Raw genomic sequence first — 14,952 nt, forward strand, 5'->3', positions numbered from 1 at the left:
CCCTAAACAAGCGCCCAAACACCGCCGTCGCATTCGCTGGATTTCGCGACCGCACTGTGGGGTAATCGGGCCGTAGCGTGCGTCTGGCCCATCGGGAGTGCGGCCAGGGATCTGGAATCGATCCGTTATCGACGCGAAGGGGCTAGTGACCATCGGTCGTGTTCCGCACGGAAGCATCACGAGGGCAGGCGCCTAGTCGGCCCGCGATCGCACGCGACTGAGGGAACAGTTATGGCCTGCAGAATGTGGTTGGCGTTCGTGTCCACGGTCTTGTTGTTCGCCGTGTCGTCGCCGGCGATCGCGCAGCCGCGCACAGGCGGTCCCGTGGCGACCTCGCCGACCAAGCCCGGCGCGTCGACGCAGATCGGTTGCAGCGACAAGACCCTGACCGCGCACGTGGTCGCGATAGATCACCCCATGGTGTTCAACCGGATCGGCGCCCAGAACGTCAACTGGATGATGTACGCGCTGCGCCACGACGTGATCGAGCGCTCTTCGGCCTACCCCTTGGACTACACCAAGCAGGGCGAAACCCTGTTCGCGTCGGTGAAGGAGAAAAGCAACAGCCGCGGCATCGCCTTGCGTCCCGACCTGCGGCCGCGACCGCTGGTGCTGCGGGTGGCGGCCGGCGAGTACCTGCTAGTGCGGTTCACCAACCTGCTCGAGCTCAAGAATCTGCAGCCGGGCGGTTCGGGCTCGACCAACAGCGGGCCGTTCAATTCCGAGCCCGATCCCTTGCCCGGCGTGGATCATCCGCTCGAGCACGCGGCCAAGGACGCGCCCGGCGGCGACGTGATCTACAACATCGACGACCAGGTCGCCAGCCGCAGCGTCGGCTTCCATCCGCAGGGCCTGGAGCCCGCGCCGTTCATCGACAGCGACAGTTCCTACGTCGGCGGCAACGCCGATAGCCTGGTCAAGCCCGGCGAAAGCCGCGACTACTGTTTCCATGCCCCCGCCGAGGGCGCGTTTCTGGTGTCCAACCCCGGCGCGGCCTTCGGCGGCGAAGGCTCGGCCGGCAACAGCGGCGTCGGCCTGTTCGGCACGATCGCGGTGCAGCCGCGCGGCGCCAGCTTCTATCGCGCCCAGGTCACGGAAGAGGAAATGCGGCTGGCGACCAAGGGCACGACGCCGACCGGGCAGCCCATCATCGACTACGAGGCGCTTTACCCCAACGATTGCGCTCAAAACGGCATCTGGTGCCGCGAAGGCAAGGCCGGTCAGCCGATCCTCAACATGGTCGCGCAGGGCGACCGCATCGCCACGTTCGAGGAAATCTACTACCCGCGTCGCCTGGCTCACGCCGACACCAACGCCATCGTGATGGGCACCGGTAGCGACGGCCGTTTCAGCGCCGATACCTATCCCTTGGAAAAGGCCGGGCGCCGCAATCCTTCGCTGCCCAACCGGCTGGAGCCGTTCCGCGAGTTCGTTTCCGTCTACCACGACGAAAACGCCGCAACCCAGGCCTTTCCGTACTTCTTCGAGCACCCGGAGCTGGGGCATACCCTGCACGGCGTTCGCGACGCCTTCATGATCAACTACGGTTCGGGCGGCATCGGCGCGGAGATCATCGCCAACCGCCTGCAGGCCGGGCCGATGCAGGATTGCATCGACTGCGCCTACGAGGAGTTCTTCCTGTCCTCGTTCGCGGTGGGCGATCCGGCGATGCTGGTCGACAGGCCGGTCAATCTGGCGATCGGCCGTTGCCAGCCCGAGTTCGTCGAGGCGCGCAAGCGCAAGGAACTGGGCCAGTCCTACGACCAGAGCCATGAAGATGGCTTTCAGAAGCACTGCGACTGGAAGGGCATGGGCGCTGCGGCGATCGCGCAGAAGGCCTATTACCCGCACGATCCGGCCAATGTGCATCACAGCTACATCGGCGATTTCGTCAAGTTCCGCAACGTGCATGCGGGCAAGGAACAGCACGTGTTCCACCTGCACAACCACCAGTGGCTGTTCAACCCCAACGACGACAACTCCAACTACATCGACGCGCAGGGCGTGGGTCCGGGGTCGGGCTATACCTACGAAATCGCATTCGGCGGTTCCGGCAACCGCAACAAGACTGTCGGCGATGCGGTGTTCCACTGCCACTTCTATCCGCATTTCGCCCAGGGCATGTGGTACATGTGGCGCAACCACGACGTCATGGAAACCGGCACGCCGCTCGCGGTCAGTCAGACCGGCAGCCTGTACCACGACAAGCCCTATGCCTTGATGGACGGCGAGCCGGCGAGTAAGGCGCGCGCGCTGCCCGACGGCGAGATCGTCGCCGGCACGCCGATCCCGGCCGTGGTGCCGCTGCCGGGCAAGGCGCTGCCGCCGATGCCCGCCGCCGTCAGCGTGGCGCCCAAGCAGACCGGCCTGGGGTCCAAGGCGGTGCTCGACGGCGTGTTCGACAGCAAGACCACCAATCCCGGCTATCCGTTCTGGATCGCCGGCGTGACCGAGCACTCGCGCTGGTCGTCTTCGATCGGCCATCGCCCAACCACGCCGCCGCTGGACATGAGCGCCAGCGCCGGCGGTTTCGACGGCGGCCTGCCGCGGCATGCCCTGGCCGGCTACGCCGAGGGCGGCAAGGACGAGTCCAAGCTGACCCGGCTGACCGCGGAAAAGCATCTCAAGCAGACCAAGCCGATCTACTTCGACGAGACCGGCACCGATCTGGAAAAAGTGGCGATGAAGTTCCATGCCACTCGCGAGCACCCGAGCCATCGCTACGACCGCAACGGCGTGACCTCCGCCGCCGCGTTCGTGGTCAACGGCGCCCCGGCGGTGCCGGGCGCGCCCTACAACGAACCCTGCATCGACGATCGCGGCAAACTGCTGACCGCCGGCGACGCCAGCGGCGAGTTCTTCGGCGGCGCCACGTTCGACGCGATGATCAAAGTCGGCGACGCGCTGCCCGGCGGGATCCAGTACGGCGCCAAGAATCCGCGCGTGTACAAGGGCGCCAACATCCAGCTCGACGTGGTGTTCAACAAGGTCGGCTATCACTACCCGCAGCAGCGCATCCTGACCCTGTGGGACGACGTGGTGCCGACGCTGGACAACAAGCGGCCGCCGGAGCCGCTGGTGCTGCGAATGAACACGTTCGATTGCGCCATGTATCAGCACACCAACCTGGTGCCCAAGGATTTCTACGCCGACGACTATCAGATCACCACGCCCACCGATGTGATCGGGCAGCACATCCATTTGCCGAAATGGGACCTGACCTCGGCCGACGGCAGCGCGAACGGCTGGAACTACGAGGACGGTACTTTCTCGCCCGGCGCCGTGCGCGAGCGCGTCTACGCGATCAATCAATGGAACGCGGCCCAGGCCAAGGCCGGCAAGCCGGTGGTGCCGAAGCCGGACGGCAGTACCACGCCGCTGGTGCCGGAGCCTCATCCGTATTTCGGCGCGCTCAGCGGCCATCAATTGGCCGATTGCCGCGCCAAATGGCTCAGCGTGGGCGGCGACTTCGAATCCTTCGAAAAGAACTGGGGCGCCTACCCGAAGGCTTGCGACTGGTTGGGCGCGCGCACCACCTTGCAGCGCTGGTTCTCCGACCCGCTGATCAACGCCGCCGGCGTGCATCGCGGGCTGGGCATCACTTTCACCCACGATCACCTCGGCCCGTCCACGCACCAGCAATTGGGCCTGTACGCGACCATGCTGACCGAGCCGCCGGGGTCGGAGTGGCGCCACAACGAGACCGGCGTGCTGTTGGGTTCGCGTAAGGCCGGCGCCCTGTTCGGCGCCAACAGCGACGGCGGCCCGACCAGCTGGCAGGCGACGATCACCGGGCCCAAGAGCGGCCGCATCGACGTCGACAAGGACGGTCGCGACGACGCCCACCGCGAATTCTTCCTGCAATTCGGCGATTTCCAGCACGCCTACCAGAAGGGCGTCTACGTCGGCGTCACCGCCAAGGGGGTGCCGTACAAGTACGACGCCAGCGCCACGGTCGGCCCGCAGCACTATCGTCAGGCGATCCACCCGTCGGTGCGCAAACCGGCCAGTACCGTGCGCGACATCGTCAAATACGATTCGCATTGCCCGGGTGGCGAGGGCTCGCAGACCCTGCCCGGCGCGGTGTACTCGGCCCAGGGCAAGGTGCCGCGCCCGTGTCCGGAAGCCATCTCGGCCGACGACGTCGGCATGATGGTGGTCAACTACCGCAACGAGCCGGTCGGCGCGCGCGTGTACGACCCCAACAGCAAGAGTCAGGCCGCCGGCTACGCGGGCGATCTGTCCTATGCCTTCCAGACCCGCACCGATCGCAGATGGAGCGACCTCAACAGCCAACTGGGCAGCACGCCGTATCCGGCGCTGACCAACCACGTGCTCAAGGGCGACCCGTTCACGCCGATCATGCGCGCGTATTCGGGCGACCTGATCCGGGTCAAGGTCCAGGCCGGTTCGCACGAGCACGAACACAACGCGACCATCAACGGACTGACCTGGTTGCAGGGCGGCTCCGGTTTCGGTCAGGCGCCGCACTCGGGCTGGCGCGGTTCGCAAAACGCCGGATTGTCGGAGCAGTTCACCTTCGCGACGCGGATCACCGACTACGCGACGATCAACAACCTCACCGACCGCCTGTACGCCATCGACAGCAGTCAGGACGGCTTGTGGAGCGGCGTGTGGGGGGTGCTGCGCAGCGGCAACCGCCGCGACTCGCGCAGCGACGTCCTGCATACCCTGCCCAGCAATCCGCGCCCGACGCTGTTGCGGCCCGGGCTGGGGCTGGTGCGGTACAACGACTGTCCGTCCGACGCCCCGCTGCGCATCTACCGGGTCGCGGCGGTGTTGGCCAATCAGGCCCTGGACAAGCCCAGCGGCACCAGCTTCCCGTCCGGCGGCGCCAGTGGCCTGAACGGCAGCGGCGGCACCTTGGTCTACAACCCGCGCACCACCGCGATCACGATCGCGGCGGTCGACGAAAAGGGCAATCCGACCGGTCTCAGGCATAGCTACGGCACCGGTCCGCTGCACGATCCGACCGCGGTGATGTTCGTGCGCGAAGAGGATCTGGATGCGCGCGGCAAACTGCGCGCGGGCGTGCCGGTGGAGCCGTTGGTGTTGCGTGCGGGCGCGGGCGAATGCGTGCAGGTGGTGTTGAGCAACCGTCTGCCGCGCAACCGCTTGCTGCGTTCGACCAGCCCGATGCCGGACCTGGACGGTTACAGCTCGCTGTCGGGCATCGTGCCGCGGGACCCGGGCTCGGCGACGTCCGACATGACCACCTTCAACAACAACCATTTGCGCCCGTCGAACCGCATCGGCCTGCATCCGCAGATGGTCCATTACGACGTCCAGGCCTACGACGGCAGCGCGGTCGGTGTGAACAAGACTTCGCTGGCCGAGCCGGGCACGTCCTATGTCTACCAGTGGTACGCCGGCCAGCTCGAGACGGTGGCTTCGGCCGAGCAATGCCCGGCCGAAGCGCTGAGCGCGGACTATGCCGAGCTGAGCGTGTTCCCGGAAAATCCGACCTTGCGGCCGCTCAATCAGATCTACGACGCACCCGCCTTCGACCGTATCGCCAGCAGCCTGATCGCCGACACCGTCAGCAGCGAAAGCCGCAGCATTTCGCCCGAAGCGCCCGAGGTGAGCAAGGTCAGCGCCGAGCTGCGGGCCTTGCCGAGCGTCGCGGCCTGTCTCGAAACCGTGCCCAGCGCGGAGACGGCGGCCAAGATGGGCGCGTCCCGCGATGACGAGCAACTGGCGTCGATCGAGTCGCTGCGCGATCCCAGCGGCAGCGCCGCCGTCGCCGACGACCCGATCGACGAAGCGCCGTTGATCGTGGATCCGCAAGCCAAGGCGCAACTGGTCTACGACCGTTCCGCGCGCTTGCAGGCGCGTCAGACCTGCGTCGGCGCGCAGGTCGGGCGCGATATGCAGGCTTCGATCTACGACCATCTGGTCAAGGACTCCGACGCCGCCGAACTGCTGCAACCGCCGCCGGCCGAACGGCAGAGCCTCGGCACCGCGCAGGCCCAGGCGACGGCGCCGGAAACCCTGGAGTCGCGCGCGCAGGCGCTGTCGCAAAAATTGACCGCGAGTTTCCTATACCAATTGCCCGAAGCCGACGACGACGGCGATTTCGCCGCCGCCTTCGCCTGGCGCGACGAGGTCTACCCGGCGTTGAGCGCGGATACCACCCGCCTGGCGGCCTTGGGCGGGCGCTGCCGATTCGTTCCGGTCGAGTTCGGCGGCAGCAACCTCTCGCCGCCCGACCGCATCAAGCAGGGCCAGAAGGCCGCGGTCGGCGCTCTGATCGTCGAGCCGCAGGGTTCGCGCTGGTCCGAGTACCGGGACGACGCCGCGATCGACCGCCAGAACCCCGGCGCCACCCAGCAGAACCGGCGCGCCACGCGCGCGTCGGCGACGGTGACCTATCCGGTGACCGGCGGCCTTCGACCGATCTATCGCGGCATGCGCGACATGGCGATCGTGCATCAGAAGGGGCTCAACTTCCGCTATGCGAAGGGCGATGCGGTCGCCAACCTGGCGGCCGAGCGCGAGGACCTGCAATCGCCCAATCTGACCGCGCCGGAGGACGCGCACGATTCCGGTCACATGGCGATCAACTACGGCAGCGAGCCGCTGTGGTTCCGCTTCGGTCTGGCGCCGGATGCGCCATTCGGGCGCCTGGGCTTCGGCGGCGTGGACCATGCCTGGCAGGCATTCTCGAATCAGTGCTGCGACAACGGCGGCAGCGCGGCCACCGCGCAAACTTCCGTGGGCGAGCCCTACGTGCCGATCATGCTCACCAGTCCGGGCGCGGAGACGCGCTTGCGGGTGCTGATGCCGACCGGCGTCGGCCGCGCGACCACCTTCAGCCAGCACGGACATGCGTGGCCGCGCGACCCCTACCTGGCCGAGAACGTCGACGCCGCGCGACTGCCCGTGGGCGGTTCGGCCAATACCTGGGGAATCGCGGCGAAATGCATCGGCGACAATCCGCTGCAGATGGCGCTGGGCGGGCAGGAGAGCGTGAGTCCGATGGCGCATTTCGACGTCGTGCTGGCGTCGGCGGGCGGCAAGGATAGAACCACCGGCGATTTCCTGTGGCGCGACATGGGCGGGTTCGGCATCAGCAACGGCTTGTGGGGCGTGCTGCGAGTTTCAGAAAAATCCAAGCTGCAGTCCGCCTTGCCCCTGCGCGAAAGTTGCTTATGACGAGAGTCCGCGGAAGGGGCTGGCGGTGCGCGCTGGCCCTGTTGTTGTGCTCCTCGGCGCAGGCGGCCGAGCCTTACCTCGACCGCAGCCTGGAGAGCGAGGGCCTGTCGTTGCGGGTGCGGATCGAACCCGAGCCGACGGAGGGATCGCAGACCGGCGTGGGCCCGCGTCGCGGCATCGCGGCCGCGGCCGCGCCCAAGGCCGGCGACACCGTGCGCCTGAGCATCGACATCGAACGCCTCGCCGACGGCGAGGCGTTGTCCAATCTGGGCATCGGCGCCTGGCTGGACCGGGAGACCTCGGTGATGTCCGGCGCGGTACCCGCCTGCGGTCAGCGGGTCTCGGCGATTCTCGGCGGCGGCCTGATGCAGCGCCCGCTGGTGGATCTCACCGGTTACTACGTGCTCACGCTGGATGCCGAGGGCAGCGTCTCGGCGCTCGATCCGGCGGTCCAGTTCGCCGGCCGAACCAGCCTGTACGCCGCGGTACAACTGGGCGGGGTGCCGTTCGATTGGGTCAAGAGCGGCGACGACCGCTGGCTGTTCGTGGCGTTGCCCGAACGCCGGCAGGTGGCGGTGGTTGATCTGCAAACCTTCAAGATCCGCCAACGCATCGATCTGTCTGGTAAGCCCACGCGCCTGGCGCTGCAGCCCGACGGCCAGGTGCTGTGGGTAGCGCAGCGCGGCGAGGCCGGCGGCGAAGGCGAGCGCATCGATCTTATCGCGGTCGGCGACGGCCGCCGCGTCGGCGGCATGGCGCTCGCGCCCGGACATCACGAAATCGCCTTCAGCGACGAAGGGCGCTACGGCTATGTCAGCAGCCGCGATACAGGCGCCGTGGCAGTCATCGACAACGCGTCCGGCCAGCGCCTGCGCGAGGTCGAGCTGGGCGGCCAGTTGCTGTCGCTGGCGTATCTGCCCGGGCAGTCGAGCCTGTGGGCGATCGACGGCGAGCGCGGCGTGGTGCATCGCCTGAACGCGCAAGGCGCGCAGATCGACCGCATCGCGCTCGAGCCCGGCCTGGGGCCGGCGCGTGCGACGCCGGACGGCCGTTACGTGCTGATCGTCAATCCTTCGCAGCATCGTCTGCACGTACTCGACGCCGCCGATGGCGCGGTGCTGCATTCGCCGACGATCTCCGGGCGGCCCTACGATCTGTTCTTCAGCCGCAACTACGTCTATGTGCGCTCGCTCGACATCGAGCAGTTGGCGATGATCGGCTTGTCCAGCCTGGGCGATGCGCCGGTGCTGCAGTACATCCCGGTCGGCGCCAAGGGGATCGGCGCCACCCCCGCGTTGCCGGTCGCTTCCAGCATGAGCGAGAACATGGAAGGCGCGGGCGCCTTCATCGCCGCGCCCGGCGAGCGCACCGTCTACCACTACATGGAAGGCATGAACGCGCCCGACAGCGGTATCCGCACCTACGGCCATACGCCGTTGGCGGTGGCGATCAGTCGGCGCGGCCTGCGCGAAACCGGGCGCGGTCGTTACACCACGAGCTTCAAAGTGCCTTCGCAAGGGCGCATGGTGCTGGCGCTGGCGACCGAATCGCCGCGCGTGCGCGAATGCCTGGCCTGGACGGTCGCCGCTGGCGCGCCGGCGAAGGAGGCCGCGTGGTCGCTGCAATGGCTGGAGCAACCGGCAGGCGGGGTGCGCCGCGGCCAAGCGGTCGAATTCCTGGTGCGACTGAGCGCGGCGCGCGGCGCGCAGGTGCCGGATCCTGCCCGGTTCTCGGCCTGGGTCGTGTCCGGCGGCGGCGGTATCGCCCAGCAATGGCCCTTGTTGCCGACCGCGCGCGCCGGCGAGTACCGGATTTCCGGCCGGGTCGACGCGCCCGGCGGTTACTACGTGCACGTGCGCGACGCCGCGGGGTCGGCGACGCGTCTGTCGGCGTTGCCGGCATCGTTGATCGTGGAGTGAGCGATATGCGAGGAAACACCGAATGAACCCGACCACGAGAGCGCCGGCCCGTGCGCGGCGGCGCGGCGCGCGCGTGGCGCGATGGGCGCTGGCCTGCTGGATGGTGGTCTGCCTGCCGGTGCCCGCGCAGGACGATCCGCATGCCGCGCATCGCGCGGCGCTGGCTCGCGCGCAGGGGGCGTCGCCGACCCGCGTGGCCTTGCCCGGAACGCGACTGAGCATGCGCGACGGCAGCGCCGTGCGCCTGCAAGCGGACAGCTTCGACGACCGCATCGTCGTGATCGATTTCGTCTTCACCCAATGCACCACGATCTGCCCGGCGCTGACCGCGGTGATGGCGTCGGTGCAGCGCGGCCTGGAGCCCGGCGCCGACGATTGGCTGCTGGTGTCGGTCTCGGTCGACCCGGCGCACGACACGCCGGCGCGCATGGATGCCTACGCGCGCAATGTCGGCGCCGGGCGCAACTGGTGGTGGTTGACCGGCGCTGGCGGCGAGGTCGACCGCAGCCTGCGCGCATTCGGCTTGCCGCCCGGCAGGCCGCAGGACCATGCGCCGATGGTGCTGGTCGGGCACCCCGCGAGCGGCCAGTGGCTGCGCTGGGTCGGCATGCCGTCGCCGAAGCAATTGCTGGCCGCGGTCGCATCCTTGCGCGCCTCCGCAACTCGGCCCGGGCCGCAGAGGACCGCGCATGCGCAGCCTTGAGCGCTATCTGGCCTCGGCCGCCGTTTGCATCGCCTTGGCGTGGCCGCTGTACGCCCACAGCGCCGACACGGGCGCGGACGCGGCCAAGGCGGAACGCGCGCGCGCCTACTTCAGCGATGCCGTGCTGGTGGACCAGGACGGCAAACGGCAGCGCTTCTACAGCGACTTGCTCGGCGATCGCGTGGTGCTGATCAACGTAGTGTTCACGCGTTGTCCCAGCGCCTGCCCGCTCATGACCCAGCGCCTGAAGCAGGTGCGCGCCGAACTCGGCGACCGCTTCGGCAGGGACATACGGTTCCTGTCGCTGTCGGTCGATCCGGCCTACGACACTCCGGCGGCGATGAAGGCCTTCGCCGCCAAGCAGGGTGCGGACGAGCCGGGCTGGCGCTTTCTGGTCGCCGATCCGGACACCATGAAGCAGGTTCTGGGCAAGCTCGGTCAATGGTCCGACAACGCCGAAGACCATTCGACCCTGCTGATCGCCGGCAATGCCGCGCGCGCGCACTGGACCAAACTGCGTCCGGACGCGTCGCCGCAACGGATCGCGGCCGATCTGGAACGCCTGCGCGCGGGCCCCTGAAGCATGCGTCGATTCCTGCCGCTCGCAGTGTTGGCGGGCCTGAGCGCATGGTTCGGCATCGCCTGGTGCGTCGAGAGCGACCTGGGCCGTGCGATCTATTCGATCGGCGCGGGCCGCGACGGTCGCGAAATCGGCGGCCGTATCGGCGCGGACGGCGGCCTGCGCATGCAGGGCGGCGCGGTCGCGTGCGGCAACTGCCACGGCCAGGACGGCCGTGGCGGCGGCGAAGGCTGGCTGCAGGCGCCCGATCTGCGCTGGTTCGCGCTGAGCAAACCGCACGGCCGGCTGCGCAGCGACGGCAGCACCCGGCCCGCCTACGATCGCGCGTCGCTCGCGCGCGCGCTGCGCGGCGGGATCGCGCCGGACGACGTCGCCTTGGACAGCGCCATGCCGCGCTACGACCTGGCCGAGGACGAAATCGATGCGCTGATCGCGCACCTGCGCACGCTGGACGGCGCGGGATCGGCGCCGGTGCCGCCGGCGCTGGTCGTGTTGGCGCCGGAGCGCGGGCAGGGTGCGGCGACGCGCCTGCTGGACGGGTTGCGGCGTTGCACGGTCGCAGGCGAGCGGATGCCGGCCCTGACCGTGTTGCGCTACGCGAGCTTCGACGACGCGCTCGCGCAGCTGCAGGCGATGGAGCAGGCCGGTACCGTGGCGGCGGTGTTCGCACCGTACTTGCCGGCGGTGGAGTCCGCCTATGCGCGTGCGCCGTTCCAGCGCAGCTTGCCGACGTTGCTGCCGATCGCCCTGGACGGTCTGGAGGCGGCGCCCGACGCGTCCTTGTTGTTCCGTCTGCCGTCGTTGCGCGCGCAAGCGCACGCCTTGCTGCGCGCCTTGCCCGCGCGTAGCGGCGGAACGCTGATCATCCAGGCCGGCGCCGGCCAGGCCCTGGCCGAAGAGCTGGGCGATGCCGCGCAGGCGCGCGGTTGGCGGGTCGGCCTGACGACGGACGCGCAAGCCGCGTCGGCGGCCGATGCGGTGCTGGTCTTGATGCCGTTGACGGCGCCCGCACCCGTGCCGGTACCCGCTATCGACCGCGCGACGACCCTGTTGGTGCCGGCTTTGTTCATGGATCCATCCGCGGCGGAAGCCTGGCGGGCGCGCGGCGCGCGCGTACGCCTCGCGTTCCCGTATCCGCCGCGCAGCCAGGCCCTTGCGGGCCGCTGGATCGGTCCCGAACAGGCTTGGACGGCCTTGGCCTGCGAACTGCTGACCCGCCTGCCGCCGATGCCGCGCTCGCGCGAGGCCTTGCCCGCGTGGCGCGCGCAGCTCCCGGCGATGGCGCCGCTGCGGCTGGACGCCTGGTTCGAGCTGCCGGCACGTTCCGATTTCGACGACGAAGTCGGCCGCGTCGCGTTGATGGAGTGGCCCGAGCGCGCCGATCCTGAGGAACCGCGGTAGCGCTGCGGGGGTAGGCGAGGCCGCGGCCGTCGCTGCGTGGCGGCAGGCGTCTGCCGCGCCCAGTCGTTCGGTATGCGCCGAACCGGTCGGTTTCGGCTTGTCGCTACGCGCGCGCAGCGGCGACACTAGCGCCGAGGGCGTGGGGACGCCCGCTCATGGGGAATTCGAATGTGGAAGTGGATGCTGGTCGGCCTGATGGCCGTCGCGGCGGGCGCGCATGCCCAGGAAACGACGGACGCCGAGCGTAAGGCGGCCGAGCAGCAGATCGCGCAGGTCGTGCAATCGCTGCAGTATCACGACGGCCAGATCGCCGTGGCCAAGGCGCAGGCGCATCTGAACCTGGGCAAGGAGTTCCGCTATCTGGACTCGGCCGACGCGCGCAAGGTGCTGGAGCAGTTGTGGGGCAATCCGCCCGATGCCGATGTGCTGGGCATGGTCGTGCCGCGCGACGGCGATCTGCTCGGCGATCAGGGCTGGGCGGTGGTGGTGACCTATGCCGACGAGGGCTACGTGTCCGACGAGGACGCGGCCAAGATCGACTATGCGCAGATGCTGCAGGACATGAAGGACGAGGCCAAAGAAGGCAGCAAGGAGCGGCGCGAAGCCGGCTACGGCGGCATCGAGCTGGTCGGCTGGGCCGAACCGCCGCATTACGATGCCGGCGCCAAGAAGCTGTACTGGGCCAAGGAACTCGCGTTCGAAGGCAGCCAGAACCACACCCTCAATTACGACATCCGTGTGCTCGGCCGTCGCGGCTATCTCAGCCTCAACGCCGTGGCCGGCATGGGCGAGCTCGGTCAGGTCCGCACCGGCATGCAGCAGTTGCTGCCCGCGGTCGAATTCGACCAGGGCGCGCGCTACGCCGATTACGACGCCAGCACCGACAAGACCGCGGCCTACGGGCTGGCGGCGCTGGTCGGCGGCGGCATCGCCGCCAAGGCCGGCCTGTTCGGCAAGATCGGCGCCTTGCTGCTGGGCCTGAAGAAGCTGTTGATCCCGCTGGTGCTGGTGATCGGCGCCTTCTTCGGCAAGATCCTGAGCTTCTTCCGTCGCGGCAAGAAGGACGGCGACAGCGGCGTGGTCAGCTGACCCCACGCCTGCGCATGCGCGGGCCGACCGGTCCGCGCATGCGCATAGCCCGTCGCTACGGGCTTGGCGACGCAATCGGGCAGGTCGCGCGGGCCGCGCGCGGGCGCTACCTGAATGCCATGCGTGCCGTAAACGCCGGCTCGACTGCCAAGCGGCGCTATAATTCGCGCCGGCACCCGACTCAGCGAGCGATCGAGTAGCGATGGAACCTGCCCTGAAACAGCGACTGATCGGTGCGGCGGTATTGGTCGCGCTGGCGGTGATCTTCCTGCCCATGCTGATCAAGGGACCGGCGCCGGAAAGCAGCGCCTCCGACGTCCCGCTCAATTTGCCCGAACAGCCCGAAGGCCAGTTCGAGACCCGCGAACTGCCCTTGGTGACGCCGGGCGATGCGCCCAACGGCGGCGCCCTCGGCCTGTCGCCGGCCGCCTCCGGCGCCCAGGGCGAGACCCTGCCGACCGTGGACACCGCGGCCGAAGCCGCCAAGACCGCCGCTAGCGGCGCGATGCCGGCCGCCACCGCGGGCGGCGATTTCGCCGTCAGCTTCGGCAGCTACGCCAGCAGCGGCGACGCCGACCGGGTGGTCGCGGCCCTGCAAGGCGCGCAGCTGCCGGGCTATCAGGAAGCCGTGCCGGGCAACGGCCGCACCCTCTATCGCGTGCGCATCGGGCCCTACGGCTCGCGCGCGGACGCTGAAACCGCGCGCCTGGCCTCGACCAAGGTGCGCAACGACATCAGCGCCAAGGTGGTGACCCTGGACGCCGACGCGACGCCGGCCGCCAGCGCCTCGGCCTCGCAGCCGGTCGCGACCGCGGCGCCGACGGTGTCGGCCGCGGTACCGCTGAGCGACAGCCGCACCGCCGCCAAGCCGGCCGCGTTGCCGCCCGAGCCGGCCAAACCCGCCGCGAGCAAGCCCGAGCCGGCCAAGCCGGTCGTTGCGCCGGCCAAGCCGCCGGTCGCGGCCGCCAAACCCGCCGTAGAACCGACCAAGCCCGCGGTGGCCCCGCCGGCGCCGACCAAGCCGGCCGCCAGCAACACCGGCTTCGCGGTCCAGTTGGGCGCGTTCGGCAGCGCCGACGAGGCCAACAAGCTGCGCGATCGCGCGCGCGCGGCCGGGTTCAGCGCCTTCGTGGAACAGGTCCGTACCGACAAGGGCACGCTCAGCCGCGTGCGCCTGGGTCCGGTCGCCAACCGTGCCGACGCCGACAAGCTGAAAAGCCAGGCCGCGGCCAAGATCGGCGTCGACGGCATCGTCCGTCCGCATCCCTGAGCGAGGTCGCGATGGGCGCCGCCGACTTGATTCTGCTGGCGGTGGTCGCGATATCGGCGCTGTTGGGGCTGATGCGCGGTTTCATCGGCGTGGTCGCTTCGCTGGCGGCCTGGGTGCTGGCCGGCTGGGCCGCGTTCGGTTTCGGCGGCAGCGCCGCCTTGATGCTGTCGGACAACGGCGCGCCGGGACTGGGCGAGATGTTCGGCGGCTACGCGCTGTGTTTCCTCGGCGTGTTGGTCACGGTCTGGGTCGTCGGCTACGTGGCCAAGCGCATGGTCCACGAGTCCGGTTTGTCGGGCGTCGATCGGGCGATGGGCTTCGTGGTCGGCGTCGCGCGCGGCGCCCTGATCGCCAGCATGCTGGTGATGCTGGTCGGTTTCACCCCGCTCGCGCACCGGCGCGAGTGGCGCTCGGCAACGCTGGTGCCCTTGTTCGTGCCCGGCGCGCACATGGTGCGCAGCTGGATGCCCGACTGGGCCGGCCGGGCCATGGATTTCAGCGGCGGCGCGCCGGCCTGGATGCCGTCGTTGCCCAAGCTGGATTTGAACATGCAGGGCCTGCCGGGCCTGGGCAGCGGCAACGGCCAGTCTTATGGCCAGGACGTGCTGCCCATTCTCAACGCCGGCGTACTGCCCTTGCTCAAGGGCGCGGGCCTGAAGGACCCGCTGCCAGGAGGCACGCCATCGCAGGATGCGCCGCAGGGCGATCCGCTCGAAGTCGCGCCTCGCTCGAAGCGCGACGAAACCCTGCCCGTGCCGGTCGAGCAGGACGAAGCCTTCGTGATGTAACTCCACGCAACAGCCTTAGGACTCAG

At 69.1% G+C, this 14,952-nt stretch carries 8 protein-coding genes; all 8 read left to right on the forward strand.

All coding sequences use genetic code 11. The features are described 5' to 3' along the window. Positions 1-231 precede the first annotated feature (231 nt). The 8 genes from ASD69_RS00405 to ASD69_RS00440 all read left to right on the forward strand — a co-directional run bounded on the left by ASD69_RS00405 (position 232) and on the right by ASD69_RS00440 (position 14,926). A complete protein-coding gene (locus tag ASD69_RS00405) occupies positions 232-7,176 on the forward strand; it encodes a hypothetical protein (RefSeq protein ID WP_157498856.1) in 6,945 nt (2,314 codons plus the stop codon). After that, entirely contained in the window at positions 7,173-9,095 is a 1,923-nt protein-coding gene (locus ASD69_RS00410; protein WP_157498858.1) for a PQQ-binding-like beta-propeller repeat protein, read from the forward strand. Before ASD69_RS00405 ends, ASD69_RS00410 begins: the two co-directional genes overlap by 4 nt. Positions 9,096-9,117: 22 nt before the next feature. Continuing rightward, complete coding sequence (locus ASD69_RS00415; protein WP_056172495.1) at positions 9,118-9,798, forward strand: SCO family protein; 681 nt, start codon at positions 9,118-9,120, stop codon at positions 9,796-9,798. Beyond that, positions 9,785-10,378 (forward strand): SCO family protein, encoded by a 594-nt coding sequence (locus tag ASD69_RS00420; RefSeq protein ID WP_056172498.1) that lies wholly within the window; start codon positions 9,785-9,787, stop codon positions 10,376-10,378. Before ASD69_RS00415 ends, ASD69_RS00420 begins: the two co-directional genes overlap by 14 nt. A gap of 3 nt (positions 10,379-10,381) precedes the next feature. Continuing rightward, on the forward strand, positions 10,382-11,779 hold the full coding sequence (locus ASD69_RS00425; RefSeq protein WP_056172501.1) for a c-type cytochrome: 1,398 nt from the start codon (positions 10,382-10,384) through the stop codon (positions 11,777-11,779). A 168-nt stretch (positions 11,780-11,947) separates the two neighbouring features. Further along, positions 11,948-12,868, forward strand: coding sequence for a DUF2167 domain-containing protein (locus ASD69_RS00430; RefSeq protein WP_056172503.1), 921 nt, complete (start codon positions 11,948-11,950; stop codon positions 12,866-12,868). Positions 12,869-13,070: 202 nt separating this feature from the next. Beyond that, the gene (locus ASD69_RS00435) at positions 13,071-14,138 is read left to right on the forward strand and encodes an SPOR domain-containing protein (protein WP_056172507.1); all 1,068 of its coding nucleotides are present in this window, start codon (positions 13,071-13,073) and stop codon (positions 14,136-14,138) included. Between the two features lie 11 nt (positions 14,139-14,149). Beyond that, positions 14,150-14,926, forward strand: a complete 777-nt coding sequence (locus ASD69_RS00440) for a CvpA family protein (RefSeq protein WP_056172511.1) — start codon at positions 14,150-14,152, stop codon at positions 14,924-14,926. The last annotated feature ends 26 nt before the right edge of the window (positions 14,927-14,952 follow it).

Origin of the sequence: Lysobacter sp. Root604, from assembly GCF_001427505.1 — a bacterium.
In the GTDB taxonomy this organism is placed as follows: Bacteria; Pseudomonadota; Gammaproteobacteria; order Xanthomonadales; family Xanthomonadaceae; genus Lysobacter.